Source organism: Thalassobaculum sp. (assembly GCF_040219615.1).
GTDB lineage: Bacteria > Pseudomonadota > Alphaproteobacteria > Thalassobaculales > Thalassobaculaceae > Thalassobaculum_A.
In genome coordinates, this window is the sequence record NZ_JAVJSE010000003.1 from 135565 (window position 1) to 161202 (window position 25638).

Here is a 25638-nt window from a genome sequence, read left to right on the forward strand (position 1 = left end):
TGCGAAACGACGTTCATCGACTCCTAACGAATCCGGCGGCACCATATTCCCGACGACGAGGCGGCGACCATGCCGCGCCCGCCCCCAGAGGATCGGCGATGCTGTACCACATGCACGAACTCACCCGCCTCGCCATGATGCCGTGGCGGAGCGCCGCGCAGATGACCCGGATGATGGTGGCGGCGCCCTGGAATCCGATCGCCTACACCCCGTTCGCCCAGCAGGTGATGGCCGGGACCGAGGTGTTCGAGCGCGCCACCCGGCGCTACGGCAAGCCGGAATGGGGCCTGCCGACCACTCAGATCGACGGCCGCGAGGTGGCGGTCGAGGTCGAGCCGGCAATCAAGCGCAGCTACTGCCACCTGCTGCGGTTCAAGCGCGACGTCGTGCGCGACGACCCGCGGGTGCTGGTGGTGGCGCCGCTGTCCGGGCACTTCGCGACCCTGCTGCGCGGCACCGTCGAGGCGCTGCTGCCCGACCACGAGGTCTACGTGACCGACTGGCAGGACTGCCGGATGATCCCGGTCGAGGCCGACCGCTTCAACCTGAACGACTACATCGACTACATCATCGACTTCCTGCACTTCCTGGGCCCGAACACCCATGTCATCGCGGTCTGCCAGCCGAGCGTGCCGGTGGTGGCGGCGGTGTCAGTGATGTCGGGCTGGGGCGACCTGTGCGCGCCGGCCTCGATGACCCTGATGGGCGGGCCGATCGACACCAGGCAGAACCCGACCGCGGTCAACAAGCTGGCCGAGGAGCACGACTTCGAGTGGTTCGAGAACAACGTGATCACCACGGTGCCGCCGCCCTATCCCGGCGCCGGCCGTCGGGTCTATCCGGGCTTCATCCAGCTGACCAACTTCATCTCGATGAACCTGGACCGGCACATGCAGTCGTTCCACGAGCTGTTCGACCACCTGGTGCAGGGCGACGACGACGAGGCCGAGAAGCGCACGGCGTTCTACGACGAGTACCTGGCGGTCATGGACCTGCCGGAGGAGTTCTACCTGCAGACCATCAAGACGGTGTTCAAGGACCACGCCCTGCCGAAGGGCGAGATGATCCACCGCTGGCACCCGGTGAAGCCCGAGGCGATCACCCGCACCGCCATCCTGTGCGTCGAGGGCGAGCTCGACGACATCTCGGGGGTCGGCCAGACCCGGGCGACTCTCGACCTCGCGACCTCGCTGCCCGACGACATGAAGAAGTACCACCTGCAGAAGAACGTCGGGCACTACGGCATCTTCAACGGCGGCCGCTGGCGCCGCGAGATCGCACCGGTGGTGAAGGACTTCATCCGCGAGCACGACCACCGGCTCGGCAAGCGCAAGGCCCGCCTGAAGGCGGTGGGGTGACCCTGGCATGACCGCGGATACGGCGACGAGACGAATTACCCGCCCGGCCTGACCGCGTCAGGCCGGGTACTCGTCGTTCGCCGGATCGGGCGCCACCGGCGCCCCCACGCCCGTGGAGCCGTCATGCCTGCGCACCAGCCGACCCTGCACCTGCTGTGCGGCAAGATCGCCGCCGGGAAATCCACCCTCGCACGGCGGCTCGCTGCCGGACCCGCGGCCGTCCTGATCGCCGAGGACGAATGGCTGCCCCGGCTCTATCCGGGCGGGATCGGATCGCTCGACGACTATGTCCGCTGCAGCGGCCGGCTGCGCGCCGTCATGGGCCCGCATGTCGTGGCGCTGCTGCGCGCCGGCGTGTCCGTCGTTCTGGATTTCCCGGCCAACACGATCGCCAGCCGGCAATGGATGCGGGGGATCGCCGAGGCGGCCGATGTCCCGCGCCGCCTGTACTGGCTGGACGTTCCGGACGCGACCTGCAAGGCGCGGCTGCGTGCGCGCAACGCTGGGGGCACCCATCCGTTCGCACCGACCGAGGCCGATTTCGACCTGTTCGCCAGCTACTTCGTGCCACCGTCGGAGGATGACGGACCAGTCATCGTCGTCCATGAGGGGGAGGTCCCGGATGATCGGCCCTGACCAGCCCCTACACGCCAGGGTTGCCGCCCGGTCCGCCGGCGGTTAACACATGGCGAAGCGAGGGAGGGTGCCACATGCGGGCGATCACGGCCTTGATGCGCACCGGCGCGGCCCTGCTCATCGTATCGGCTCTCGGTGGATGCCTCGCGACGACCACGGCGCCCCCGGCCGCGCCGGAGGATCGGGCCGCGCTTGGTGCGAGGGCCGGATCCCTGCTCGCCCTCAGCGCCGGGTCGCCGCTGGTCGACCGCACCGACGGGAAGCTTCGCGCGCAGGCCGGCTATGCGGAGCAGGCGTTCGACCTGTACGACAGGACCGGCGACCACAAGGGCCGCTGGCAGGCAGCCCAGAATGCCGCCCGCGCATACCAGGATCTGCACGAGTACGAGAAGGCTCTGCTGTTCTTCGGCGAAGCCGCGGATTCCGGCGGCAAGGCCGACTGCCTGCCATGCGTGGCGACCGCCGAGCAGGGCCTCGGCGCTGTCGCCGCGTTGCTCGGCCGGCCGGACATGCGGGCGCACTTCGTCAGGGCCGCCTCGTTGCACGAACTCTCCGGCGACGGACGCGCCGCCGCGTCCAACTGGTACCTCCTCGGTCAGCTGCAATCGGCGCGCGGCGACCTGGACGACGCGATCCTGGCCTTCGACAGATCGGAAGCCCTCTACCGGGCCTACGAGGATCCCGAACTCGCGGCACGCTCGATCATCGGCAAGGCCGGTGTCGCCATCCGCCGCGGCGATCCGGATACCGCCGGCTCGGAGACCCGGCGTGCGCTGGAGATCCAGCGCGGTCTCAAGTTTCGGATCGACGAGGTCATATCGCTGACGATTCTCGCCCGTCTGGCGCACGATCGCGGCGACGGTGCCGCAGCCCTCGCTCGGCTGCAGGAGGCCGAGTCCGCCCAGGAACGCGAGGCGACCGCGAACTTCCACGGGAACGAGTTCTATGCGATCGCCTCGACCTACCGGCAACTCGGCCTGGCCGACCAAGCATTGGCCACCCTCGCGAAGTCCCGCGACGCGTTCCGCCGGTCCGGGATCAGCCTGGGCGAAGCCACGGCCCTCCTGGGGCTGGCGGAGATCGCCCACACGGCCAAGGATTTCGACAGCGCTCGCCGGGAAGTCGACGCGGCCGAGCAGGTGCTGACGCGCGGCAGCAATAAGGAGGGACTCGCCGTCGCGCTGAGGATAGTGCCCATAGAGCGCTGGAAATGCACGGCACGTATCCTGGTTCTGAGAGGCTCGCTCGCCATCCAGGGCAAGGACCTGGAACTCGCGGCGTCACGGTTCGACACGGCCATGGCACTCTATCGCAGGAACGGCGCCGAGGTCGAAGGTGCCCGGGCGCAGATGCTCAAGGGGCTGTCGCTCCTGGGGACGCCCCGCCGGGCGGAAGGGCTCCGGCTGCTGACCGAGGCCCGACAGGTGCTGGCGAAGCACGGGGTGCAGACGAAGTTCGACAACAAGGACGAAATGTTCCTGAAGCTGCTCGAACTGAGCGGCGCAGAGAGCGCCTGAGTCCCTACTCCGCGCTACCCTCGCGCAGGCCCTTCACGAAGTCCGGCAGGCCGATCTGGCGCTCGCGCTTCAGGCGCTCGGCTGCCAGGATCGCGCGCACCGCGCTGGTGCTGCGCTCGAGATCGTCGTTCAGGATGATGTACTGGTATTCCGGGTAGTGGCTGATCTCGTCGGCCGCCTTGGCCATGCGCGCCGCCACCACCTCGGCTGAATCCTGCGCCCGGGCCCGCAGCCGGCGCTCCAGCTCGCGGGTCGACGGTGGCAGGATGAACACGCTGACAAGGTCGCGGGGTGCCGAGTCCTGCAGCTGCTGGGTGCCCTGCCAGTCGATGTCGAACAGCACGTCGCGGCCGGCCGCCATGGCGTCCTCGACCGGGGCGCGCGGCGTGCCGTAGTAGTTGCCGAACACCTTGGCGTGCTCCAGCAGCTGGCCGCGGTTGACCATCAGGTTGAATTCGGTCGGGTCGACGAAGAAGTAGTCGCGGCCGTCGACCTCGCCCGGCCGGCGCGGCCGGGTGGTCGCCGACACCGACATCACCAGGTCGCGCTCGGCCTCGAGCAGGCGGCGCGAGATCGTGGTCTTGCCGGCGCCGGAAGGCGACGACAGCACCAGCATCAGACCGCGTCGGGTGATCGTCACTGCCGTGCCCCCGCCCTACTCGACGTTCTGGATCTGCTCGCGGAACCGCTCGACCCTGGTCTTCAGCTCGACGCCGATGCCGGTGAGCGCCAGGTCGACCGCCTTCGAGCACAGGGTGTTGGCCTCGCGGTTCAATTCCTGGCACAGGAAATCGAGCTTGCGGCCGATCGATCCGCCGTCGCCCAGCAGTTCGCGGCAGGCCGCGACATGGGCGGTCAGCCGGTCGGTCTCCTCGCGCACGTCGGCCTTGGCGGCCAGCAGCGCCAGCTCCTGCACCATGCGCTCCTCCGGCACCGGCGGCGACGCCTCCAGCAGCAGGGCGAGTTGCTCGGCCATGCGGGCCCGCAAGGCGGCCGGCTGCGATTCCGCCGCGGCCACGGCGCGGGCGGTCAACTCGGCCATCTCGTCGAGATGGGTCTCCAGCAGCGCCTTGAGCTTGTCTCCCTCGCGGCCGCGCGTCTGTACCAGCCCGTCCAGCGCCCGGTCCAGGTCGGCCAGGGCCGGCGCCTCCAGGGCGGCGATGACGGCGCCGTCGGCGATCCGCTCGACCACCTCGATGACCCCCCTGACCTGCAGCAGCCGGTCCAGGCTCGGCGGCGTCGGGTACACCAGGCCCTGCGCCTCCAGGGTCTCCTGCAGCGCCAGGATCTCGCGCAGGAACGGTTCGTTGACCACGACCTGCGGAGCCTTGCCGCGATCGGCCTGCTCGAGCGTCCAGTTCACCGTGACCGAGCCGCGCGACAGCCGCGCCTGGGCGCGTTCGCGGATCTTGCTCTCCCAGGCGTCGGCGAGCGACGGCAACCGGGTGCGCAGGTCGAGGCCCTTGGCGTTGACGCTGCGGATCTCCCAGCTCCAGGTCCAGGGGACCGCGGTCTCGGCGCCTTCCGGGGCCGCCTCGGCGCCGCCGTCGATACGGGCGAAGCCGGTCATGCTCATCACGGACAACGGGATACCCCACTGGAAGGTCGCGGAACGGGCCGTCGCCCTTATATCCTGGGGTGTCCGGAGCGCCAAGCAGAGCCGCCCGGCACAACGGGGGAGCCGCTTGAAGCAGCCGACATCCATCCTGATTACCGGGGCCTCCAGCGGAATCGGCGCCGGCCTCGCCGCCGAGTACGCCGCCCCCGGCGTCGTCCTGCATCTCGGCGGCCGTGCCGCCGACCGGCTGGAATCGGTGGCCGCGCAGTGCCGCGCGGCCGGCGCCGCCGTGCATGCAGGGGTGATCGACGTCACCGACGCGGCGGCGATCCGGGCCTGGGTGCTGGCGTCCGACGATGCGACGCCCCTCGACCTGGTGATCGCCAACGCCGGTATCTCCGCCGGCACCGCCGGACTCGCCGGCGGCGAGCCCGAGGATCAGGTGCGCGCCGTGTTCGCGACCAACCTCGACGGCGTCCTGAACACCGTTCTGCCGATCCTGCCGCGGATGAAGGCGCGCGGCGCCGGGCAGCTCGCCCTGGTGGCCTCGCTGGCCGGCTATCGCGGCATGCCCGGGGCGCCGAGCTACTGCGGCTCGAAGGCGGCGGTGAAGGTGTTCGGCGAGGCCCTGCGCGGCACCCTGTATGAGAGCGGGGTACGGGTCTCGGTGGTCTGCCCCGGCTATGTCCGCACGCCGATGACCGCCGTCAACGCGTTCCCGATGCCGTTCCTGATGGACCTGGACAAGGCGGCCCGGGTGATCCGCCGCGGCCTGGAACGCGACCGCCCGCGCATCGCCTTCCCGTGGCCGCTGGTCGCCGCGGTGACCCTGCTGCAGGCGATCCCGCCGGCCTGGATCGATCCGCTGCTGCGGCGGTTGCCCGGCAAGGCGGCGACTGGAGCGTAGAGACCGATAGGCGCGTTGCGGGTCTCAGCCGATCACGCTCGACGCTTGAACAGCAGAACCCCGGGGGCGGCAAGCGCAGGCACCAGCGCCAACAGGTTGAACGAGTTCACGTAGCCGATCATGGCGGCCTGGCGCCTTACCTCTTCGCCAAGCCGCGCATGCAGGACCGGGTCGCCCAGAGCGCCGAACCGGTCGATCCAGGCCAGGATCCTGTCGGTGCTGAATATCGTGACGCCGGCACCGAGATGCGCATACGCCTCGGCGACGGACCGAACGAAGACCACGAGTATGACGGCGATGAAGAGGCTGCTCCCGAGCATGCGAAGCAGGCTGAAGATCGCATTCCCCTGGGTCAGCAGCCGCGGCTCGAGGGTAGAGAACGCCAGCACGGCCATCGGGGTGTAGGCCAGGCCAAACCCGAACCCGTGCATCAGGTTGGTCCAGAGTACCTGCTCGAAGGTCATGTTCAGGTCCAGGAGCCCCATCCAGGCCGCGGCTCCAGCCTGTATCAGCAACCCCGCCGCCAGCGTCGCGCGCGCATCCAGACGCGTGAGCTGCGCGACGACGAAGAAACTGAGGAAGTTGCCGACGCCGCGCATCGAGATCAGGTATCCGACGATCGACTCGGGGTAACCGCGCAGCTCCTGCAGGAGGGCCGGAAACAGCACCATCGGGGTGTACTGGAGCATGCCCATGACCAGCGCGAAGCCGGAACCGAGCACGAAGTTGCGATCCCGAAATGTCGCCCCCTCGAACAACGGCGACGGGGCGAAGCGGGCGTGAACGACGAAGAGATAGAAGGCCCCTGCCGCCAGCACGCACTCCGTCACGATTTCCGCCGACTCGAACCAGTCTTGCCGCTGCCCGCGATCGAAGAACAGCTGAAGCGCGCCGATCGAGACGGCTACCAGAACGAACCCGATGAAGTCGAAGCGGCGCGAGCTACCTCGCTCCTCGTCTCCCAGGGCCAGGAGCGCCGGAATACATGCCACCAGTCCCAGCGGCAGGATCATGAAGAACGACCAGCGCCAGTCCAGGAGGTCGGCGACCAGGCCGCCGAAGGTCGGCCCCAGGATCGGTCCCATGACGCCGCCGACACCCCACATCATGATCGCGATCGGATGGTGGCGACGTTCGAAGCGGGCCAGGATGATCGCCTGTCCCATCGGAAAGATCGGTGCGCCGAGGGCACCCTGCACTACCCGGAAGGCCAGCAGGGTCTCCAGCGACGTTGCGGTACCGCAGGCGACGGAGGCAGCCGTGAAGCCGAGCACGGAGCCGACCATCAGCCGGCGCCAGCCCAGCTTTGCAGCCAGCCAGCCGGTGAGCGGCGTCGCAGCCGCCGTCGCGACGAGGTTGAGCGTGAGCACCCAGGCGATCTGATCCTGGGTCGCCGCCAGGGCGCCCTTCATCTGCGGCAGGATCACCGCTGCACTGGTCACGGTGATGCCGAAAAGGATGGTGCACAGCTGGACAGTGAGCAGTGTGAGCCACTGCCTCGAGGTGAATTCACTCAGCACGCAGGATGCCCCGGGACGGCGCAGAAGGATCGACAGAGCTATCGATCCGGTATCATAGCCGAACCTGTGCCGTCGCCCAGAGCCCCCACCCCGCCGAGAACGGCCGATCGCCACGCTCGTCCGGGCCGCGCTCCCGGCATACCGGCACTGTCAGGCCGATCGGTGGGGTCCTAGCGTTGCAGCCTCCGCCACTTCACGACGTTTCGATTGTGCTCGGCCAGCGTCTTGGCGAAGGCGTGACCGCCGGAGCCGTCGGCCACGAAGTACAGATACTCGGTGTCGGTCGGCTGCAGCACCGCCTGCAGCGACGCCAGCCCCGGATTGCAGATCGGGCCCGGTGGCAGGCCGGCGATGACATAGGTGTTGTACGGGGTGTCCTCGCGCAGGTCGGCCCGGGTCAGCGGCCGGTCCAGTCCCTCGCCGCCGGCAATGCCGTAGGCGACCGTCGGGTCGGACTGCAGGCGCATGCCGCGCTTCAGGCGATTCACGAAGACCCCGGCGACCAGCCCGCGCTCCTCCGCGACCCCGGTCTCGCGTTCCACGATCGAGGCCAGGATGACCGCCTCCGCCGGCGTATCGAAGGGCAGCCCCTCGGCCCGCTGCTCCCACAGCCGGGCGATCGCGTCGTCCATCGAGTGCTGCATCCGCTGCAGCAGCGCGGCGCGGTCGTCGCCCCAGGAGAAGTGGTAGGTCTCCGGCAGCAGGCTGCCCTCGGGCGGCACCTCGCCGATCGTCCCGTCGAGGCCATCGGTGGTCGCCAGCAACGCCACGGCCTGGCTGCCGGTCAGCCCCTCGGCGATGGTGACCCGCCGCACCACGGTCTCGCCCCGCTCGATGATGCCGAGCGCGGCGAAGGCGCTGACGGCCGCCGGGAACCGGTACTCGCCGGCCTTCAGGCCGCGTGCCTTGCCGGTGACCTGGGCGCCGATCGCGAACAGCGTGGTGTCGGCGATGACGCCGGCCTCGGCCAGCCGCCGGCCGATCGACTCCAGCCCTGCGCCGCGCGGGATCACGACGTTCGCCGGCTCGGCCAGCGGCCCGGGCGCCCGGAACGCCGACCATCCCCAGACCGCAGCGAGCCCCGCGACGACCAGGAAGGAGGTCGCAAGCGAGGCGAGCCGGAGAAGCCAGCGCCCCATCCGGCCAGCCTCCGGTCAGTCCGGCTTGGCGAAGATCAGCGAGGCATTGGTGCCGCCGAAGCCGAACGAGTTCGACAGCGCGGCCCGCACCGGCCGCTTCTTCGCGGTGTGCGGCACCAGGTCGATGCCCTCGATGCCCTCGGACGGATTGTCCAGGTTCAGGGTCGGCGGAACCGTCTGGTCGCGGATCGACAGCACCGAGTAGATCGCCTCGACAGCGCCTGCGGCCCCCAGCAGGTGGCCGATCGCCGACTTGGTGGACGACATCGAGATCTTGCCCGCGGCATCGCCGAACAGCCGCTTGATCGCGCCGAACTCGATGGCGTCGCCTAGCGGGGTCGAGGTGCCGTGGGCGTTGACGTAGTCGATGTCGGCCGGGGTCATGCCGGCGCGCTTCAACGCCGCCGTCATCGCCCGGAACCCGCCGTCGCCGTCGTCGGCCGGTGCGGTGATGTGGTGGGCGTCGCCGGACAGGCCGTAGCCGACCACCTCGGCGTAGATCGTCGCCCCGCGCCGCCTGGCGTGTTCGTACTCCTCGAGCACCACCACGCCGGCCCCCTCGCCCATGACGAAGCCGTCGCGGCCTTCGTCCCAGGGGCGCGAGCCCTTCTCGGGTGTGTCGTTGAAGCCGGTCGACAGCGCCCGCGACGCCGCGAAGCCGGCAACGCCGAGCCGGCACACCGCAGCCTCGGCGCCGCCGGCGACCATGACGTCGGCGTCGTCGAGCGCGATCAGCCGGGCCGCGTCGCCGATGGCGTGGGCGCCGGTCGCACAGGCTGTGACCACCGAATGGTTCGGACCCCGGAAGCCGAAACGGATCGACACCTGGCCGGAGATCAGGTTGATCAGGGCGGAGGGAATGAAAAACGGGCTGATCCGCCGCGGCCCGCGTTCCACCAGGACCAGGCTGGCCTCGTAGATCGTGGTGAGACCGCCGATGCCCGAGCCGATCATCACGCCGGTCCGGTTGCGGCCCTCGTCGTCGGTCGGCTGCCACCCGGAATCGACCACGGCCTGATGGGCCGCGGCGATGCCGAGCAGGATGAACCGGTCGATCTTGCGCTGCTCCTTCGGCTCGACCCACTCGTCCGGGTCGAAGCCCCCGTCGGCGCTGTTGCCGGCGGGTACCTGGCCGGCGATCTTGGCCGGCAGGTCGGACACGTCGAAGCCGTCGATCGCCCGGATCCCCGAGCCACCGCCGGTCAGACGTTCCCAGTTGTGTTCAACCCCACAGCCCAGCGGAGTTACGAGCCCGAGGCCCGTGACGACCACTCGTCGCATGCCGGTGTCCCCTTAGCTCGGCAACCTCCGGTGTCGCCGGGCGTGCTCTCCGGCGACACCGAGGCAGGCGTCAGGAATTGCTCTCGATGAAGTCGATCGCGTCCTTGACGGTCTGGATCTTCTCAGCCGCGTCGTCCGGGATCTCGCAGCCGAACTCTTCCTCGAATGCCATCACGAGCTCGACGGTGTCGAGGCTGTCGGCGCCCAGATCGTCGATGAAGCTGGCGTTCTCGGTGACCTTGGCTTCCTCGACCCCGAGATGCTCGACGACGATCTTCTTAACCCGGTCGGCGACGTCACTCATGTCTCAAGACCCTCTGATCTCTCTCTCGATATCGGCCGGAGCGGCCGTGTTTTTCCTTGTATTCCGGGACCTGATAACCGGCTCCGGACGTCGGATCGGCGGGCTGTATCATAACTCTTGCTGCAAGGCCAGCATACCCCGCGCACCAATGCGTCAGAGCATCGCCATGCCGCCGTTCACATGGATAGTGGCGCCGGTGACGTAGGCCGCCTCCTGGCTCGCCAGATAGACGGCGGCGGCCGCGATGTCCTCCGGCGTGCCGAGTCGCCCTGCCGGCACCGCCGTCAGCAGCTTCTCCTTCTGCGCGTCGGACAGCGCCTCGGTCATGGCGGTATCGATGAAGCCCGGCGCCACCACGTTGACCGTGATGCCGCGGTTGGCGATCTCGGCGGCCAGCGCCTTGGAGAACCCGACCATGCCGGCCTTGGCCGCCGCATAGTTGGTCTGGCCCGGGTTGCCGGTGGCGCCGACGATCGACGAGATCCCGATGATCCGTCCCCAGCGCCGCTTCATCATTCCGCGCACCAGGGCCCTGGAAAGCCGGAAGCCGGCGGTCAGGTTGACCGCCAGGACGGCATCCCAGTCGTCGTCCTTCATGCGCATCAGCAGGCCGTCACGGGTGATCCCGGCGTTGTTCACCAGGATGTCGATACCGCCGCCCGCGGCCTCTTCGGCGCGCTTCGCCAGGTCGTCGATCGTGCCGAGCTCGGCGAGGTTGGCCGGCACCACGGAGACCCGGTCGCCGAGCGCCGCCGCCCGGTCCGCCAGCACCGCCTCACGGGTTCCGGAGAGGACGACATGCGCGCCCTGCCCGTGCAGGGCGGAGGCGATGGCGGCGCCGATGCCGCCGGTTGCGCCCGTGACCAGCGCGGTCTTGCCCGTGAGATCGAACATGCTGCTTCCCCCTTGCGATCAGCCGATGGACGCCAGGAAGGCGTCGACGTCAGCCGGTCCGTTGATCGAGACGGCCTCCAGCTCCTTGTCGATGCGCCGCACCAGGCCGGAAAGCACCTTGCCGGAGCCGAGCTCGACCACCGAGCGGATGCCGAGCCCGCCGAACGACGCCACCGACTCGCGCCAGCGTACCCGACCGGTCACCTGCTCGACCAGTTGCCGGCGGATGACGTCGGGATCGCTCGAGGGAGTCGCGCTGACGTTGGCGACCACCGGCACCACCGGCGGCCGCGGATCGGCCGTCGCCAGGGCCTCGGCCATGGTGTCGGCGGCCGGCGCCATCAAGGCGCAGTGGAACGGCGCGCTGACCGTCAGCTTCAGGGCCCGCTTGATGCCATGCTGCGGGGCCAGCGCCACCGCCCGGTCGATCGCGCCGGCATGGCCCGACAGCACGACCTGGCCGCCGCCGTTGTCGTTGGCGATGTCGCAGACCTCGCCCTCGGCCGCCGCCGCCGCCAGGGCCTGGGCGACCTCCAGCTCCACGCCGATCAGGGCCGCCATGGCCCCGACACCGACCGGCACCGCCTTCTGCATGGCCTCGCCGCGCAGGCGCAGCAGCCGCGCCGTGGTGGCCACGTCGAAGGTGCCCGCGGCAGCCAGCGCCGAGTATTCGCCCAGGGAATGCCCGGCGACGTAGTCGCACAGCTCGGCGATGCCCTTGCCGCTCTCGCTCTCCAGGACCCGCACCACCGCCAGGCTCACCGCCATCAGCGCCGGCTGCGCGTTGGCCGTCAGGGTCAGCCGGTCGTCCGGCCCATCCCACATCAGCCCGGACAGCGCCTCGCCCAGCGCGTCGTCGACCTCCTGGAACACCGCGCGCGCCACCGGATAGGCGTCGGCAAGGTCCTTGCCCATGCCGACCGCCTGGCTGCCCTGGCCCGGGAACACGAAGGCCCGGCCGGTTCGCATGTCGCCCATGCTGTCTCCCCGTTCCGATCTCGTTGGGCGGATTACCGCCATTTGCGGCCGGGGACATGCGCCCGACGGGCAGGGATGTCAAGGCGAAGAGGGCGGGCTTGCAGCCCCTCGCCGGCGTCAGTCGTCGGCCCGCATGATCGACCCGACGATGTAGTATCCCTGGCCGTGCGCCGATCCGATCGGGGCTTCCCAGCCGAGTTCGGAGGCTACCTTGCGGCGCAGCCGGCTGACCACCTGGTCTACGTACCGGTGCTCGCCAAGGTCGGCGATCTTGCCCATGCGCAGGCCGATCGTGTCGCGCGACACCGGACGCCCCGGATCGTCGGTCAGGCAGTCCAACACCTGCGCCTCCGCGCGGGTCAGCCGGACCGAGGCGCCGGACGGCGCCGACAGTCGCCACTCGGCCGGGTCGTAGCGCCACGCCAGGCCCGGCGCCGCCTCGCCGGCCGGTGCCACGCGGTCGACCGCCGACCGGTTGCGGAGGGTCGCATGGATCGCGGCGATCAATTCGCCGTAGTCCACCGGCTTGACCAGGTAGATGTCGGCTCCGGTCTGGTATCCCAGGATGCGTTCCTCGACCCGGCCGCGCGCGGTCATCATGACGATCCCCGGCGCGGCGGGTCGCGCCTGCAGACGCGCGGCGATCGAGATCCCGTCCTCGCTCGGCAGGCCGAGGTCCAGCACCACCACGTCGGCCGGCGCTTCGCCGAGCAGCCGTTCGAGTTCGGCCCCGTTCGCGGCCCCGCGAACCGCCAGTCCGGAGTCGGTCAGGAAGTCGACCACCTCCTCGCGCAGGTCCCGCTCGTCCTCGACCACCACGACCGCGACCGGTCGCCCGGATGTCTCGCCCGTCACTCGGCCACCTCCCGCGATCCGGTGACTTCATAGGGCAGCCAGATGACGAAACGGCCGCCCTCGGCCGCCCCGGCCTCGCAACGCACCGAGCCGCCATGCGCATCGGTGATCGACCGGACGAGATGCAGGCCGAGGCCGGCGCCGGCCGTTCCCGCGGTGTTCCCCGCACGATGGTACTTTTCGAAGACGCGCTCGCGATCCTCCGCCGGTACGCCCGGCCCCTCGTCGGTCACGGCCAGTTCCACGCCGTCCGCCCGCGGCGCGACCTCCACAGCGACGGTCGAACCCTGCGGCGAGTACTTCACGGCGTTCTCGAGTAGATTCCCGACGGCGATCTCCGTCAGTCTCGGATCCGCACGCACCGGGACGGGCACCGCCGGTACCCGGACGTCGAAGGCGCGGTCGGGCGCAGCGGCCCGGAACACCTCAACCGCGTCGTCCAGCAGATCGCGCAGATCGAAGCGTTCGGACCGCAGCTGGATCGTGCCGCCCTCGATCCGCTCGTCCAGCAGGCAGGTGTCGATCATCCGCAGCAGCCGCCGGACCGCGGCCCGGATCTTCTCGACCCGACCGCGGCTCCCGGCCTCCTTGACCGCGACGTTCTGGGCCGCACCGTCGATGATGGCGAGCGGCGTGCGGAACTCGTGACTGACCATGGCGACGAACTGCTGCTGCAGGCGGCGGGCGTCGCGCTCGCGCTCGACCGCCGCCTGCAGCGCCGCCGTGCGATCGGCGACCCGTCTCGCCAGGATCGTCTCCTGCTCGCGCGCCGCTGCCAGCGCCTCGCGCTGGATCTGCTCCTTCTCGCGCTGCAACTGCCCGAGGCGCGCCACCAGCATGTAGGCGAAGATCACCATCTCGAAGACCGAGCCGAGCTGCGCTCCGGTCAGAGTGAAGGTGTTGCTCGGCACGACGCCCAGATCCCGCAGCAATGCGAACACGACGGCACCGACAAGGCCGAGCCAGGTCAGCATGAGCGGCCGCGCCGCCGGCTCGCCCCGGTACAGCCCGATCCCGGTCAACCCGAACAGAACCGCCAGGACCGGCAATATGATGGTGCTGACGAGGGCGTGCGACCAGTAGACGTAGCCCTCGGGCACCAGGGCGCCGACCAGTGCCAGCAGCAGCCCCAGGGCGGCCATGCCCCGAAGCGCGATGCAAACCGATGCCGGAACCCGCGTAGTCGACAGGAAATTGGCGGCGAAGGCCCCGGTCGCGTACACCGTCAGCCCGATGAACGGGTGCGGATCGACGTGCACCGTCCGCGCCAGCGTCGGCCAGAGATGCCCCGGCCCGGTCCCGTTGATGAGCAGCCACAGGAGCGTGTGGGCGGTCAGCCCGACCACGTAGACGAGATAGATGGATTGCCGCGCGTAGGCGAACAGCCCGAGAGCCGACAGGCCGAAGATCGCCGCGATGCCCAGATAGAAGGCCTGCAGCGCGAAGAAGTCCTGTTCCTCGACCAGCAGCGCGTCGAGCTTCCGGAGCTTGACGTCGAGCGTCATCGTGCTGCCGGTCTGGCCGCGCAGCAGCAGCACGGTCCGGCCCGGCGGAAGGTCGATCGGCGCGATGTGGAACCGCGTGCGGATGTCCGTCGGCTCCGGCACCCGGTCGCCGAGCACCACGAACGGCACCGGGTCGGAACCGGGTGCGGTCACCGTGAAGACCTGGAGCCGATCGAAGTTCGGCAGTTCGAGGCTCAGATACCAGCGCCCCGCGGCCTCGGGTGCGACATCCAGGACGATACGGGACCACAGCGTGTCCGGGATGTATCCCCGGCTGAACACCCGGGTCTCGACCTTTGCGTCGGCTGCCGCCAGCCGGTCCGCCGCCTCGGCGGGAGCCAGGCTGCCGTCCGGGTCGATCAGGGCGGTGCGCGGAACCAGGGCAACCTTGACGTCGTCGCCGGCCACGCCGACGACCGGCTCGGCCTGCGCGGCATCCGTCACCAGCGCGAAATACAACACGCTCAGAACACCGCAAAATTGCAGAACGAGGCGAGCGCCCCCCGTCAATGCCGCCAAACGCATTCTCCCAGCAACCATTCCGGCCGCCCGGCAGCGGCCGGCCGAGAGTTGACGGCAAGCGACGAGGCAATCAAGCGTTTTCCGAGAACCGGCCGGCGCCGCTATTCCGCTTGCGCGGGCCGGCGCGATGCGTATAGTGCGCGCCTTCCGGCCGCCCCTGGCGTCCGGTGACATAGCTCCTTGCCGGAACGGGCTTGCCCCGCCGGCTTTGTCCCCGGGGTGATGCTCGGGACGCAACATCCACAAGGAGTGCGCAATGCCGTACTACGAGAGCGTGTTCATCGCACGCCAGGACATCTCTTCTGCCCAGGTCGATCAGCTGACGGACCAGTTCGCTGAGATCGTCACGACCGGCGGCGGGGAGATCAAGAAGCGCGAATCCTGGGGCCTTCGCAGCCTCGCCTCCCGGATCAAGAAGAACCGGAAGGGCCACTACGTTCTGTTCAATCTCGAGGCACCGTCGGCGGCGATCTCCGAGATGGAGCGCATCATGCGCCTGAACGAGGACATCCTGCGCTACCTCACCATCAAGGTCGACGCCCTCGAGGAGGGTCCGTCCGTCATGATGCAGGCGAAGTCGGACCGCGATCGCGGCCGCCGCGGCGACCGCTTCGGCGACCGGGGCGATCGTGGTGACCGCGGCGACCGCGGGGATCGTGGCGACCGCGGCGATCGCGGTGACCGTGGCGATCGCCGTCCGCGCGACGGTGAGCGCGAAGAGCAGGGGGAATAATCCATGAGCCAGCTTCAGATTGCCCGGGCGGCCGTTCGCCGTCCTTTCATGCGCCGTCGCAAGTCCTGCCCGTTCTCGGGCCAGAGCGCGCCCGCGATCGACTACAAGGACACCAAGCTGCTGTCCCGCTTCGTGTCCGAGCGCGGCAAGATCGTGCCGAGCCGGATCACCGCCGTGTCGGCCAAGAAGCAGCGTGAGATGGCCCGCGCCATCAAGCGCGCGCGCTTCCTGGCCCTGCTGCCCTACGTCCTGAAGTGACGTGAGGCGGCCGGCCCGATCGCCAGACGAACGGTCATGATCGATGAACTCCGGATGGCTCCCAGTCGGAGCGGCGGCAGCGACAAGCGCACTGCTGCTGTTCGGCGCGCCCGCGGGTTCGCCGGGCGGCATGCTGCTGGCGGTGCTGGCGACCCTGCCGCTGTTTCTGGTTGGGCTGTCCTGGGGCGCGTTCCACGGGGCGGCGAGCGGGGCGGCGGCCACCTTCGCCATCCTGCTGTCGATCAGCACCACGGCCGGTCTCTACTACGGAATCGTCAACGCCCTGCCGGCGGCCTTGCTGATCTGGCAGGCGGAGCGGTCTCCCGACCGGCCGGATCGGCTGGTGATCATGCTGACGGCCTGCGCGGCAGCGCCGATCCTGGCAGCCGCGCTGTACTTCGGCATGCAGGAGGGCGGGCTGCAGGGGGTGATCAGGGGCGAGTTGGAGCCGGCGCTGATCGACTCGGTCGTCGATCCGGCGGGCAACACGCCGCCGCAGTGGCGGGAGTTCGTCGAGGCGGTGGTCGGCCTGTTGCCGGCCATGGCGGCGATGTCCTGGGCCATGCTGATCGCGATCAACGGGGCGCTGGCGCAGGGCGTGCTCAGGCGGTTCGGCAAGAATCGCCTGCCGTCGCCCGACATCGCGTCGATCCGGCTACCGCGGGTGATGGTGACGGTCTTCGCCGTCACGCTCGTGCTGGCGTTCCTGCCCGGAGGGCTCGGGTTCCTGGGGAGCAACCTGGTGCCGGTGGCGGCGCTGCCGCTGTTCTTCGGCGGCCTGTCGCTCATGCACTGGTCGCTGCGACGCTCCGGATCCCCGGGCCTCTGGCTTGGCATGTTGTACGTGCTGCTCCTGGTGTTCGGCTGGCCGGCCGTGATCCTGGCGCTGATCGGGCTGCTGGATGCGATCTTCGATTTCCGCGGACGGGCCGGCCCGCCCCCCGCAGCGCCCATGGTTTGACGGGCGTTCGATGAGAACAGACGGGGTGCTGAGGGCACCTCCCGGGGCCGCGGCCCCGCATGACGAGGAGTGAGGACGATGGAAGTCATCCTGCTGGAGCGGATCGAGAGCCTCGGCCAGATGGGCGAGGTTGTGAAGGTGAAGGCCGGGTTCGCCCGGAATTTCCTGCTGCCGCAGAAGAAGGCGCTGCGCGCCACCGACGGCAACCGCAAGGTGTTCGAGGAGCGTCGCGCCCAGCTCGAGGCCCAGAACCTGGAGCGCAAGGGCGAGGCCTCGCAGGTCGCAAAGACGCTCGACGGCCTGTCGGTGGTGCTCGTACGCGCCGCCAGCGAGAGCGGCCAGCTCTACGGCTCGGTCACCGCGCGTGACGTCGCCGACGCGATCACCGAGGCCGGCGTGACCGTCGGGCGCTCGCAGGTTCGCCTCGACAAGGCGCTGAAGCAGCTCGGCCTGGAGCCGGTCCGGGTGCAGCTGCACCCGGAGGTCGCGGTGACGGTCACCGTCAACATCGCCCGCACGCCGGACGAGGCCGAGACCCAGGCCAAGCTCGGCCGGGCGCTCGACCGCGAGACCATGGAGGACGAGTTCGACCGCGCCACCGAGGCGGCCGAGCGGACCGCCCAGGTCGCCGAGGAAGCTCCGGTCGAGGCGGAAGCCGCGACCGAGAACACCGAGGCCTGATCGGGCCGATCGACGTGCGGCCGGTCGCGGCCGCACCGACAGCATTGCCGACGACCCGCCGGGGAAGCCCGCGCGGGTCGTCGCGTTTTTCCGGCTCCGTCCCCTGCCCGGCTTCCGGCCGACCTTTCCGCTCCCGCACTGTCCACACCCGGTTCCGGCGAGCCGCGTGACCGGCCAATGGGTTGCGGCAACGCTCCACAGGCCGCGCCCGATTCGTCCCCGCGTTCCTCAGGCCCAACCCACTGGTCTGACGGGCATCGAAGGGCTATCGGTTAGTATGCTCGTCAGTTGCTGGTAGAATCGCCGGCCCGCCTCCTGGAAAACAACCGGCACAAACGAGACCATGCCCGAACCCGATTCCCGCGTTGCGCTGTTTCCCGGTGTCGAGCCGGCCGCCCACCGCGAGCCGCCGCACAACCTGGAGGCCGAGCAGGCGCTGTTGGGCGCGATCCTGATCAACAACCGCGCCTATGAGCGGGTTTCCGAGTTCCTGGTCGCCGAGCATTTCGCCGATCCGGTGAACGGCCGCATCTTCGAGGCTTGCGGGCGGCTGATCGACCGCGGCCAGATCGCCACGCCGGTCACCCTGAAGGGCCTTTTCGACCAGGACGAGTCCCTGCGGGACGTCGGCGGCGCCTCCTATCTCGTGCGGCTGGCCGCCTCGGTCGTCACCGTCATCAACGCCGAGGACTACGGCCGGGAGATCCGCGACTGCTTCCTGCGCCGGCAGCTGATCGAGATCGGCGAGACCATCGTCAACGATGCCTTCTCGCGCGACCTGGACAGCCCGGCGCCCGAGCAGATCGAGAAGGCCGAGGCGCATCTGTTCAACCTGGCCGACAACGGCCAGTCGGACGGCGGGTTCACCGAGCTGAAGACCGCGATGACCGAGTCGGTGGCGATGGCCGAGGCGGCGTTCCGCCGCGAGGGCGGCCTTGCCGGCCTGTCCACCGGCCTCCTCGACCTCGACAACCTGCTGGGCGGCCTGCACAACTCCGACCTGCTGATCCTGGCGGCCCGGCCGGCCATGGGAAAGACCTCGCTGGCCACCAACATCGCGTTCAACGTCGCCACCGCCAACCTGCGCGACCCGAGCCAGCCGCGCCAGCCGGTGGCGTTCTTCTCGCTCGAAATGTCGTCCGAGCAGCTCGCCACCCGTATTCTCGCCGAGCGCACCAACATCTCGTCCGAGAAGCTGCGCCGCGGCCAGCTGGTGGACGAGGACTTCGGCCTGCTGGTCCAGGCCAGCCAGGACCTCGAGCGCACGCCGATCTACATCGACGACACCCCGGCGATCCCGATCTCGACCCTGCGCACCCGGGCGCGACGCCTGAAGCGCCAGCACGGCCTGTCGATGATCGTGGTCGACTACCTGCAGCTGATGCGGCCGTCGCCGGGCATGCGGATCGACAACCGGGTGCAGGAGATCTCGATGATCTCCCAGGGCCTGAAGGCGGTCGCCAAGGAGCTGAACGTGCCGGTGGTGGCGCTGTCGCAGCTCAGCCGAGCGGTCGAGCAGCGCGAGGACAAGCGGCCGATCCTGGCCGACCTTCGCGAGTCCGGATCGATCGAGCAGGACGCCGACGTGGTCATGTTCATCTTCCGCGAGGAGTACTACCTGCAGAAGGCCGAACCGGTACAGCGCGCCGACGAGAGCCCGGAGAAGTTCCACGACCGCCACGAGCAGTGGCTGGAACGCTGCGAGAAGGCCTACGGCAAGGCCGAGGTGATCATCTCCAAGCAGCGCCACGGCCCGACCGGCACCGTGACCCTGCACTTCGAGGGCGCGACCACGCGGTTCTCGAACTACATCTCCGAGGATCACATCCCGGCGCACTGAGGCTCGGCGGGCCGCAAATCGGCCTCGGCCAGCTCCCGCACCACCTCGGTAAACGTCGCCAGCGCCGCGGCACCGACCGGCGTCAGCCGGTAGTGGCCGCGCCGTTCGCGCTCGAACCAGCCGTAGACGTTCTGCTGCAGCAGCCGGGCGGCGGGCACCGAGCGGGCCAGCGGCCGCAGTGCCGCCACCGGCAGCACCGCGTCCCCGGCGAGCGCCGCCGCCAGGCGCAGCGCGTCCTGGCGATAGGCGGTGACGATCTTGACCCGGGTCGAGCCGCCGGTGTTGGGGTCGCCGACCCGGTTGGCGAATTCCTTGAGCAGACGGCGCCGGCGCTTGCCGTCGGGGCGCGGCCGGTACGGCGCCGGGTCGAGTTCCGGCAGCACCGCATAGCCGCCGTCCGGCTGGGCGCGCAGCACCAGGATGCCGAGCCCGAGGCGCCGGCAGGTCTTCAGCAGCGAGCGCCGCCGCCGCTTCCAGGCGCCGCCCGCGGTCTCGGCCGGGAACGCCAGGTAGACGGCATCCGAGACGGCCAGCCGGTCGACGCCCTGCAACAGCAGGTCGAGGGAGAACCGGCTCTTCAGCTCGACCAGCACCGGCGGCTCGCCGCCGCGCATCGCCACCAGGTCGCAGCTGCCGACCTCGCTCTTCACCTCGTAGCCCTGGCCGGCCAGGAACGCCGCCACCGGGGCCGCCAGGTCGGTCTCGCGCATCGGCGGCTATCCCTCGGCAGGTCCGGGAACGGAGAAGGGCCGCCCCGAGAGGCGGCCCTTCCGTGAGCCGGTTGGCTCGAACCGTTGGTCGTGCCTCACACGTCGGCCGAAGGCTGCTCCGACATCCGATCCAGGCACGCGGGTTCGACCCGCACCGCGATCTCACTCGACATCGGATCACCTCCTTTCTGCTGTTGAACGCTGATGAGAAAAGTGTGGGGTCGCCTCGTTCACCGGACAAGCCCGTCGCAGAAATTATTCCGTTTCAAACAGTTGGCACACGACCTTCGATAGACTCAACACCCGCGACTCGGAATTCCGCCCGGCTCGACTGGACGCGCGGCGGTCGCGATGGCATCTGAGATCCATGTCCGCCCCCTGTTTCGCCCGGCCGCAGCCGGTCGCCGCATCATGATCGTCCGACGACCTCGTCTCACCATCGGGTTGATGTTGCTCGTCCTGGCCGCAGCCGCCGTCCTGGCTGCACCGGATCCGGCAACCATGCTCGCGGCGTCGCGCGACATGGCCGCCTGGATCGAGCGCAACCCGGTCCTGGGCGGCGGGCTGTTCCTGCTGTTCGCCACCCTCGGCAAGGTCACACCCGTCCCCGGCGGGGTCCCGGTGATGCTGACCGCCGGCTTCCTGTTCGGGCCGGCCGTCGGGCCGGTGCTGGCATCGCTCGGCTCGGCATTCGCGGCGGTCGGGGTGACCGCGACCGGCCGCTGGGTGTTTCCCGGGTTGATCGCGCGCATCCGGGGCAGCCGGTTCGCCCGCTACGAGGAAGCCCTGGCCCGCGACGGCATCGCCTACCTCGCCGCCATCCGCATCCTGCCGATCGTCCCGGCCTGGGTCGGCAACCTGCTGCCGGTCGCCGTCGATATCCGGCTGCGCTGGGTGTTCCTGGCCACCCTCGGCGGCGTCGCCCCCCTGACCGTGGTCGTGGCCGGCATCGGCAGCCGGCTGCAGAGCCTGACCGAGGCCGCCCGCTTCGACATCGCCCTGGTGCTGGACCCCGCGACCCTGCTGCCGCTGCTCGGGCTGCTGGCGGTCGCCCTGCTGCCGGTGGCGGTGCGGCGCTGGTGGCGACGGGAGGCACGCTAGCCGGATGCCTCGACCCACTGTACGCGCCCTGCTGCTGACCCTCGCCGTCGCTGGACCGACGGCGGTCGCGCCGGCGCCGGCCCGGGCCATCGAACCCGCCTCCTACACGCTCGACGACGGCAGCTACATGGCCCGGCCGCCGGCCGGCTGGGACGGCCGCAGGCCGCTGCCGCTGCTGGTATTCTTCCACGGCTACCGCCAGCAGGGCTCGGCGGTCATGACGATCGCCCAGCTGACAGCGGCCGCCGACCGCCACGGCGTCCTGCTGGTGGCCCCCGACGGCCTGGGGGGCAGCTGGGCGCACCAGGGATCGCCGTCGTCGCGGCGCGACGAGAGCGCCTTCATCGACGCCCTGCTCGCCGACATCGAGCGGCGCTGGCCGGTCGACCGAAGCCGGCGCTGGGCCGCCGGCTTCTCGCAGGGCGGCTCGATGGCCTGGCACGCCGCCTGTTTCCGCGGCCGGTCCTTCACCGCCTTCATGCCGGTCGCCGGCGCGTTCTGGCGCCCGCATCCCGACCAGTGCCCGGGCGGGCCGGTCAACCTCCTGCACACCCACGGCACCGCCGACACCGTGGTGCCGATGGCCGGCCGGCCGATCGGCGCGACCTTCCATCAGGGCGACGTGCGCGAGGGCATGGCGCTCTGGCGCGACGAGGACGCCTGCGGCGGTAAACCGGTCCGGGCGACATCGGCCGGCGACGTCGACTGCGAGGCGTGGACCGGCTGCGGCAGCGGCCGCGAGCTCGGGCTGTGCCTGCATCCGGGCGGCCACAGGATCCCGCAGGGCTGGGCCGAATTGGCGTTCGGCTGGGCCGAGGCGGTGTCGTCGCGGCTGGCGGCCGACGACCCATGCTGACGCGGCCTCTCCGCTTGCAAGATGCCCGCAAACGGTGTCTTTGCACGGCCGAGCCCGACGGGAGTCCGCCATGTCCCCCACCACGTCCCCCACGACGTCCTACGAACGCGACGCCATCGCCCGGATGGCCGGCTACGTGCCCGGCGAGCAGCCGGCCCGCACGGTGGTCGCCAAGCTGAACACCAACGAGAACCCCTACCCGCCCTGCCAGGCCGTGATGGACGCGCTGCGGAGCATCGACGGTCACGCCCTGCGCCGCTATCCGAGCGCCATGGCCGACGGCTTCCGGGCCGAGGCGGCGCGGCTGCACGGGGTCACCCCGGACCACGTGATCGCCACCAACGGCGGCGACGAGCTGCTGCGGCTCGCCATCACCACCTTCCTGGAGCCGGGCGGCCCGCTCGGCATCGCCGAGCCCGGCTATTCGCTCTACCCGGTGCTGGCGGCGGTGAACGACAGCCCGCTGGCGCGTGTGCCGCTGGCCGACGACTGGTCGCTGCCCGCCGGCATCGCCGAGCGCTGGAACGCGGCCGGCGCGCGGCTCGCCATGCTGGTGAACCCGCACGCCCCGTCCGGCCGGCTGACCCCGGTCGCTGAGATCGCGGCCGTCGCCCGCGCCTTCGACGGCGTGCTGCTGCTGGACGAGGCCTATGTCGACTTCATCGACCCGGCTCGCGGCTACGACTCGACGCCGCTGGTGCGCGAGCTGCCGAACGTCCTGCTGCTGCGGACCATGAGCAAGGGCTACTCGCTCGCCGGCCTGCGCTTCGCCTACGGGATCGGCGCGCCGGCGCTGGTCGCGCCGATGCTGACCAAGAGCAAGGACTCCTACAACGTCGACGCGGTCGCCCAGGCGCTCGCCACCGCCTCGCTGCGGCATCGCGACGAGGCGGCCAGGACCTGGGACGCTGTGCGCGCCGAGCGCGCGCGGGTCCGGTCGGTTCTGGTCCAGCGCGGCTACGAGGTGCCGGAATCCGAGACCAACTTCCTGCTGGCCACGGTGCCGGGCGGCGACGCCCGGGCGATCTACCGGGCGCTGGCCGACGCCGGCATCTACGTGCGCTGGTTCGACCAGGACCGGCTGCGCGACAAGCTGCGGATCAGCATCGGCACGCCGGAGGAGAACGACGCCCTGCTGACGGCGCTCGACGCGATGGCTTGACCGACGGGAGCCGCGGGTGGGTTCCGGCTCGCCCGCGCCGAGTGCGGCGCGGCCGCCCGGAATGACGAAAAGAAGTAGAGAGAAGAGAGAACCGGACGACCCCCCAATATCGTCAGTCCGGAGAGACGCGCCTGCGCGCGGCTCATCCGGAACCCACGGAGCGACGGGCCAGCTTCAGTCTGGCGTCACACCACGCTGACCTCGACGCTGCCGAGGCCCTCGACCGTGTAGTGCGCGCGGTCGCCGACCTCGGCGAACCGGGTCTTGAGCGTCGAGCCGGTCATCACCCACATGCCGGCCTCCAGCGGCCGCCCCTGCCCCCCCAGCACGTTGGCCACCCAGGCCAGCGCGTTCAGTGGGTCGCCGAGGGCGGCACCGGTGACGGCGGTCTCGGTCTCGGTCTTGCCGCCGCTGGTATACTCCAGGCGCACCGGGTTGGACGCCAGGTCGAGGTCGCGCCAGTCGCCGGTCGCCTGACCCAGCACGATGCCGCCGCACCAGCAGTTGTCGGCCACCAGCGAGTTGGCATCGAGCTTCGAGTAATCGCTGGCCCGATCCTCGATCAGCTCGAAGGCCGGCACCGCGGCGTCGACCGCGTCGCGAACGCTCTCGGCGGTGTAGGGCTGCGGGCGGCCCGGCAGGGCCGAACCGAGCCGCAGGCAGAGCTCGAACTCCAGGCCGAGGCGCACGAAGTCGGCGCGCTTCACGGTGGCGGGGCTGTCGTGCACGCTCGAGGCGAAGATCGCCCCGGCGCAGGGGTGGTCGACCCCTACCAGGTCCTGCACCGCCTTCGAGGTCAGCGCGATCTTGTAGCCGGCGATCGGACCGCGCGCGCCGGCGCTCCAGCGCTGGATCAGCACACGCTGCGCCGCGTAGGCCTCGTCCAGCGTGTCCAGCGCCAGCGCCCCCGACAACGGCTCGAACCGGTCCCGGTTGGCGTGCTGGGCCTCCAGAGCCTCGGCGACGGCCTCGATCCTGTGGGTGTAGGCCATTCCATTCCTCCCCGTGAGCTTGCCCGTGGGCTCGATCGTGTTTTGCCGGGAGAATGCGTCGGCCGCGCCGTGATTGAAAGAGTGCGCGCCTCCGCCGCCTTGCCTTTGTCGGAATGCGTTGATATCTCGCGGTCATGAATCCGCGCGATCCCGCAGCCGAGGGGGCCCTGTCCCGCCTGACCATCGACCTCGGCGCGGTCCGGCGGAACTATCGCCGGCTGCTCCGGCGGCTCGGCGGCGTGTCCTGCGCCGGGGTGGTCAAGGCCGACGGCTACGGCCTGGGCGCGGACCGGGTAGCGCCGGCGCTGTGGGCCGAGGGCTGCCGGGTCTTCTTCGTCGCGACACTGGAGGAAGCGGTGCGGCTGCGCCCGGCGGTGCCGGACGCCACGGTGTGCTGCCTGAACGGCCTGCTGCCCGGGACCGAGGCGGTGTTCGCCGAGCACCGGATCGTGCCGGTCCTGAACGCGCTGGACCAGGTCGCGCGCTGGCGGCGCTTCGGCGACACGGCCGGCCGGAAGCCGCCGGCCATCCTGCACGTCGACACCGGGATGAACCGGCTCGGCCTCGGCGAGGACGAGTGGCAAAGGGTGCTCGAGGCGCCGGACGTCCTCGACGGGGTCGACTGGCTCTACCTGATCTCGCACCTGGCGTCGGCGGACGAGCCGGACGCCCCGTCGAACGCCCGGCAACTTGCCCGCTTCCGGCAGGTTCGCCAGCGCCTGCCCCAGGGCATGAAGGCCAGCTTCGCGAACTCCTCGGGTATCTTCCTGGGGCCGGACTACCACTTCGACATGGCGCGCCCGGGCATCGCCCTGTACGGCGGCCGGCCGAACCTCCGGGACCCCAATCCGCTCGAATGCCCGGTGCGAATCGAAGGCCGCATCCTCCAGATCCGGACGGTCACGGCCGGCACCGCCGTCGGCTACGGCGGCAGTTGGACGAGCCCCCGGGCCTCCCGGATCGCCACGGTCGCCGCGGGATACGCCGACGGATACCTGCGCAGCCTGTCGGGCGTCGGAACGGTGGCGCTTGGTGGGCGAAGTTGTCCCGTGGTAGGACGCGTCTCGATGGATCTGATCACGGTGGACGTCACCGATGTGCCCTCGGCCGAGGCATTTGCGGGCGCGTTCGTCGAGGTGCTGGGACCGTCGGTGACGCCGGACGATGCTGCCGACGCCGCCGGCACCATCGGTTACGAACTGCTGACCTCCCTTGGCCGGCGCTACGTCAGACACTATGTCGAGACCCCGGCCGGTGACCGACTTGCTTGAGGGCGAGGCCGCGTGAGAAAGCAACGGATGCTACAACCAGCGTCGCGCCCGTCCGGGTCGAACGAGGCCGCCCTCCGCAGGTCGCGAGGACCGGTCGGC

The 25638-nt window shown here is 70.3% G+C and carries 25 protein-coding genes; 13 read left to right on the top strand and 12 right to left on the bottom strand.

Annotated elements, in window-relative coordinates:
• Nucleotides 1-98: 98 nt before the first annotated feature.
• From RIC31_RS01280 to RIC31_RS01290, 3 genes are all read left to right on the top strand, one after another.
• On the top strand, nt 99-1358 hold the full coding sequence (locus RIC31_RS01280) for a polyhydroxyalkanoate depolymerase (protein ID WP_350100251.1): 1260 nt from the start codon (nt 99-101) through the stop codon (nt 1356-1358).
• Between the two features lie 123 nt (nt 1359-1481).
• Nucleotides 1482-1994, top strand: coding sequence for a P-loop nucleotide/nucleoside kinase family protein (locus RIC31_RS01285; protein ID WP_350100253.1), 513 nt, complete (start codon nt 1482-1484; stop codon nt 1992-1994).
• Nucleotides 1995-2068: 74 nt separating this feature from the next.
• Complete coding sequence (locus RIC31_RS01290; RefSeq protein ID WP_350100255.1) at nt 2069-3511, top strand: tetratricopeptide repeat protein; 1443 nt, start codon at nt 2069-2071, stop codon at nt 3509-3511.
• Between the two features lie 4 nt (nt 3512-3515).
• Here the strand turns inward: RIC31_RS01290 and gmk are convergent, their stop codons facing one another.
• A complete protein-coding gene (gene gmk, locus RIC31_RS01295; protein WP_350100475.1) occupies nt 3516-4127 on the bottom strand; it encodes a guanylate kinase in 612 nt (203 codons plus the stop codon).
• A gap of 39 nt (nt 4128-4166) precedes the next feature.
• Complete coding sequence (locus tag RIC31_RS01300) at nt 4167-5081, bottom strand: YicC/YloC family endoribonuclease (protein WP_350100257.1); 915 nt, start codon at nt 5079-5081, stop codon at nt 4167-4169.
• Between the two features lie 115 nt (nt 5082-5196).
• Here RIC31_RS01300 and RIC31_RS01305 point away from each other — a divergent pair, with 115 nt between their 5' ends.
• Entirely contained in the window at nt 5197-5976 is a 780-nt protein-coding gene (locus RIC31_RS01305) for an SDR family NAD(P)-dependent oxidoreductase (protein ID WP_350100260.1), read from the top strand.
• A 32-nt stretch (nt 5977-6008) separates the two neighbouring features.
• Here RIC31_RS01305 and RIC31_RS01310 read toward each other — a convergent pair whose 3' ends face one another.
• The 8 genes from RIC31_RS01310 to RIC31_RS01345 all read right to left on the bottom strand — a co-directional run bounded on the left by RIC31_RS01310 (nt 6009) and on the right by RIC31_RS01345 (nt 14914).
• A complete protein-coding gene (locus RIC31_RS01310; protein WP_350100262.1) occupies nt 6009-7496 on the bottom strand; it encodes a DHA2 family efflux MFS transporter permease subunit in 1488 nt (495 codons plus the stop codon).
• 170 nt (nt 7497-7666) lie between these two features.
• On the bottom strand, nt 7667-8635 hold the full coding sequence (gene mltG, locus RIC31_RS01315) for an endolytic transglycosylase MltG (protein ID WP_350100264.1): 969 nt from the start codon (nt 8633-8635) through the stop codon (nt 7667-7669).
• A gap of 15 nt (nt 8636-8650) precedes the next feature.
• Nucleotides 8651-9916 carry a beta-ketoacyl-ACP synthase II gene (gene fabF / locus RIC31_RS01320; RefSeq protein ID WP_350100266.1) on the bottom strand — a complete coding sequence of 422 codons (1266 nt, stop codon included), beginning with the start codon at nt 9914-9916 and terminating at the stop codon, nt 8651-8653.
• Between the two features lie 70 nt (nt 9917-9986).
• Nucleotides 9987-10220, bottom strand: coding sequence for an acyl carrier protein (locus RIC31_RS01325; protein WP_350100268.1), 234 nt, complete (start codon nt 10218-10220; stop codon nt 9987-9989).
• Between the two features lie 153 nt (nt 10221-10373).
• Nucleotides 10374-11114 (bottom strand): 3-oxoacyl-[acyl-carrier-protein] reductase, encoded by a 741-nt coding sequence (gene fabG, locus RIC31_RS01330; RefSeq protein ID WP_350100270.1) that lies wholly within the window; start codon nt 11112-11114, stop codon nt 10374-10376.
• Between the two features lie 18 nt (nt 11115-11132).
• Complete coding sequence (gene fabD, locus RIC31_RS01335; protein WP_350100273.1) at nt 11133-12092, bottom strand: ACP S-malonyltransferase; 960 nt, start codon at nt 12090-12092, stop codon at nt 11133-11135.
• A 117-nt stretch (nt 12093-12209) separates the two neighbouring features.
• Nucleotides 12210-12947 (bottom strand): response regulator transcription factor, encoded by a 738-nt coding sequence (locus RIC31_RS01340; RefSeq protein WP_350100275.1) that lies wholly within the window; start codon nt 12945-12947, stop codon nt 12210-12212.
• A complete protein-coding gene (locus RIC31_RS01345) occupies nt 12944-14914 on the bottom strand; it encodes a sensor histidine kinase (protein WP_350100277.1) in 1971 nt (656 codons plus the stop codon). The genes RIC31_RS01340 and RIC31_RS01345 overlap by 4 nt, the downstream gene beginning before the upstream one ends.
• Before the next feature lie 316 nt (nt 14915-15230).
• On the opposite strand from RIC31_RS01345, the gene rpsF reads away from it, so the two are divergent.
• The 5 genes from rpsF (at nt 15231) to RIC31_RS01370 (ending at nt 19447) form a co-directional block, all read left to right on the top strand.
• Entirely contained in the window at nt 15231-15707 is a 477-nt protein-coding gene (rpsF, locus tag RIC31_RS01350; RefSeq protein WP_350100279.1) for a 30S ribosomal protein S6, read from the top strand.
• A gap of 3 nt (nt 15708-15710) precedes the next feature.
• Nucleotides 15711-15965 (top strand): 30S ribosomal protein S18, encoded by a 255-nt coding sequence (gene rpsR, locus RIC31_RS01355; protein ID WP_350100281.1) that lies wholly within the window; start codon nt 15711-15713, stop codon nt 15963-15965.
• Nucleotides 15966-16008: 43 nt separating this feature from the next.
• Nucleotides 16009-16926, top strand: a complete 918-nt coding sequence (locus RIC31_RS01360) for a DUF2232 domain-containing protein (protein WP_350100284.1) — start codon at nt 16009-16011, stop codon at nt 16924-16926.
• Between the two features lie 78 nt (nt 16927-17004).
• Nucleotides 17005-17607, top strand: a complete 603-nt coding sequence (gene rplI / locus RIC31_RS01365) for a 50S ribosomal protein L9 (protein ID WP_350100287.1) — start codon at nt 17005-17007, stop codon at nt 17605-17607.
• Between the two features lie 343 nt (nt 17608-17950).
• Nucleotides 17951-19447 carry a replicative DNA helicase gene (locus RIC31_RS01370; RefSeq protein WP_350100289.1) on the top strand — a complete coding sequence of 499 codons (1497 nt, stop codon included), beginning with the start codon at nt 17951-17953 and terminating at the stop codon, nt 19445-19447.
• Here RIC31_RS01370 and RIC31_RS01375 read toward each other — a convergent pair.
• Entirely contained in the window at nt 19429-20157 is a 729-nt protein-coding gene (locus RIC31_RS01375) for a DUF2161 family putative PD-(D/E)XK-type phosphodiesterase (RefSeq protein WP_350100291.1), read from the bottom strand. The genes RIC31_RS01370 and RIC31_RS01375 overlap by 19 nt on opposite strands.
• A gap of 501 nt (nt 20158-20658) precedes the next feature.
• Between RIC31_RS01375 and RIC31_RS01380 the strand changes: the two genes are divergently transcribed.
• The 3 genes from RIC31_RS01380 to RIC31_RS01390 all read left to right on the top strand — a co-directional run bounded on the left by RIC31_RS01380 (nt 20659) and on the right by RIC31_RS01390 (nt 23276).
• Nucleotides 20659-21258, top strand: a complete 600-nt coding sequence (locus tag RIC31_RS01380) for a TVP38/TMEM64 family protein (RefSeq protein WP_350100293.1) — start codon at nt 20659-20661, stop codon at nt 21256-21258.
• A 4-nt stretch (nt 21259-21262) separates the two neighbouring features.
• Nucleotides 21263-22114: a CE1 family esterase gene (locus tag RIC31_RS01385; RefSeq protein WP_350100295.1), complete on the top strand. Its 852-nt coding sequence runs from the start codon at nt 21263-21265 to the stop codon at nt 22112-22114.
• A 70-nt stretch (nt 22115-22184) separates the two neighbouring features.
• Nucleotides 22185-23276 (top strand): pyridoxal phosphate-dependent aminotransferase, encoded by a 1092-nt coding sequence (locus RIC31_RS01390; RefSeq protein WP_350100297.1) that lies wholly within the window; start codon nt 22185-22187, stop codon nt 23274-23276.
• 185 nt (nt 23277-23461) lie between these two features.
• Here RIC31_RS01390 and RIC31_RS01395 read toward each other — a convergent pair whose 3' ends face one another.
• Nucleotides 23462-24268 carry a 2-keto-4-pentenoate hydratase gene (locus tag RIC31_RS01395; protein WP_350100299.1) on the bottom strand — a complete coding sequence of 269 codons (807 nt, stop codon included), beginning with the start codon at nt 24266-24268 and terminating at the stop codon, nt 23462-23464.
• Nucleotides 24269-24402: 134 nt separating this feature from the next.
• Here RIC31_RS01395 and alr point away from each other — a divergent pair, with 134 nt between their 5' ends.
• On the top strand, nt 24403-25539 hold the full coding sequence (alr, locus tag RIC31_RS01400) for an alanine racemase (protein WP_350100301.1): 1137 nt from the start codon (nt 24403-24405) through the stop codon (nt 25537-25539).
• The last annotated feature ends 99 nt before the right edge of the window (nt 25540-25638 follow it).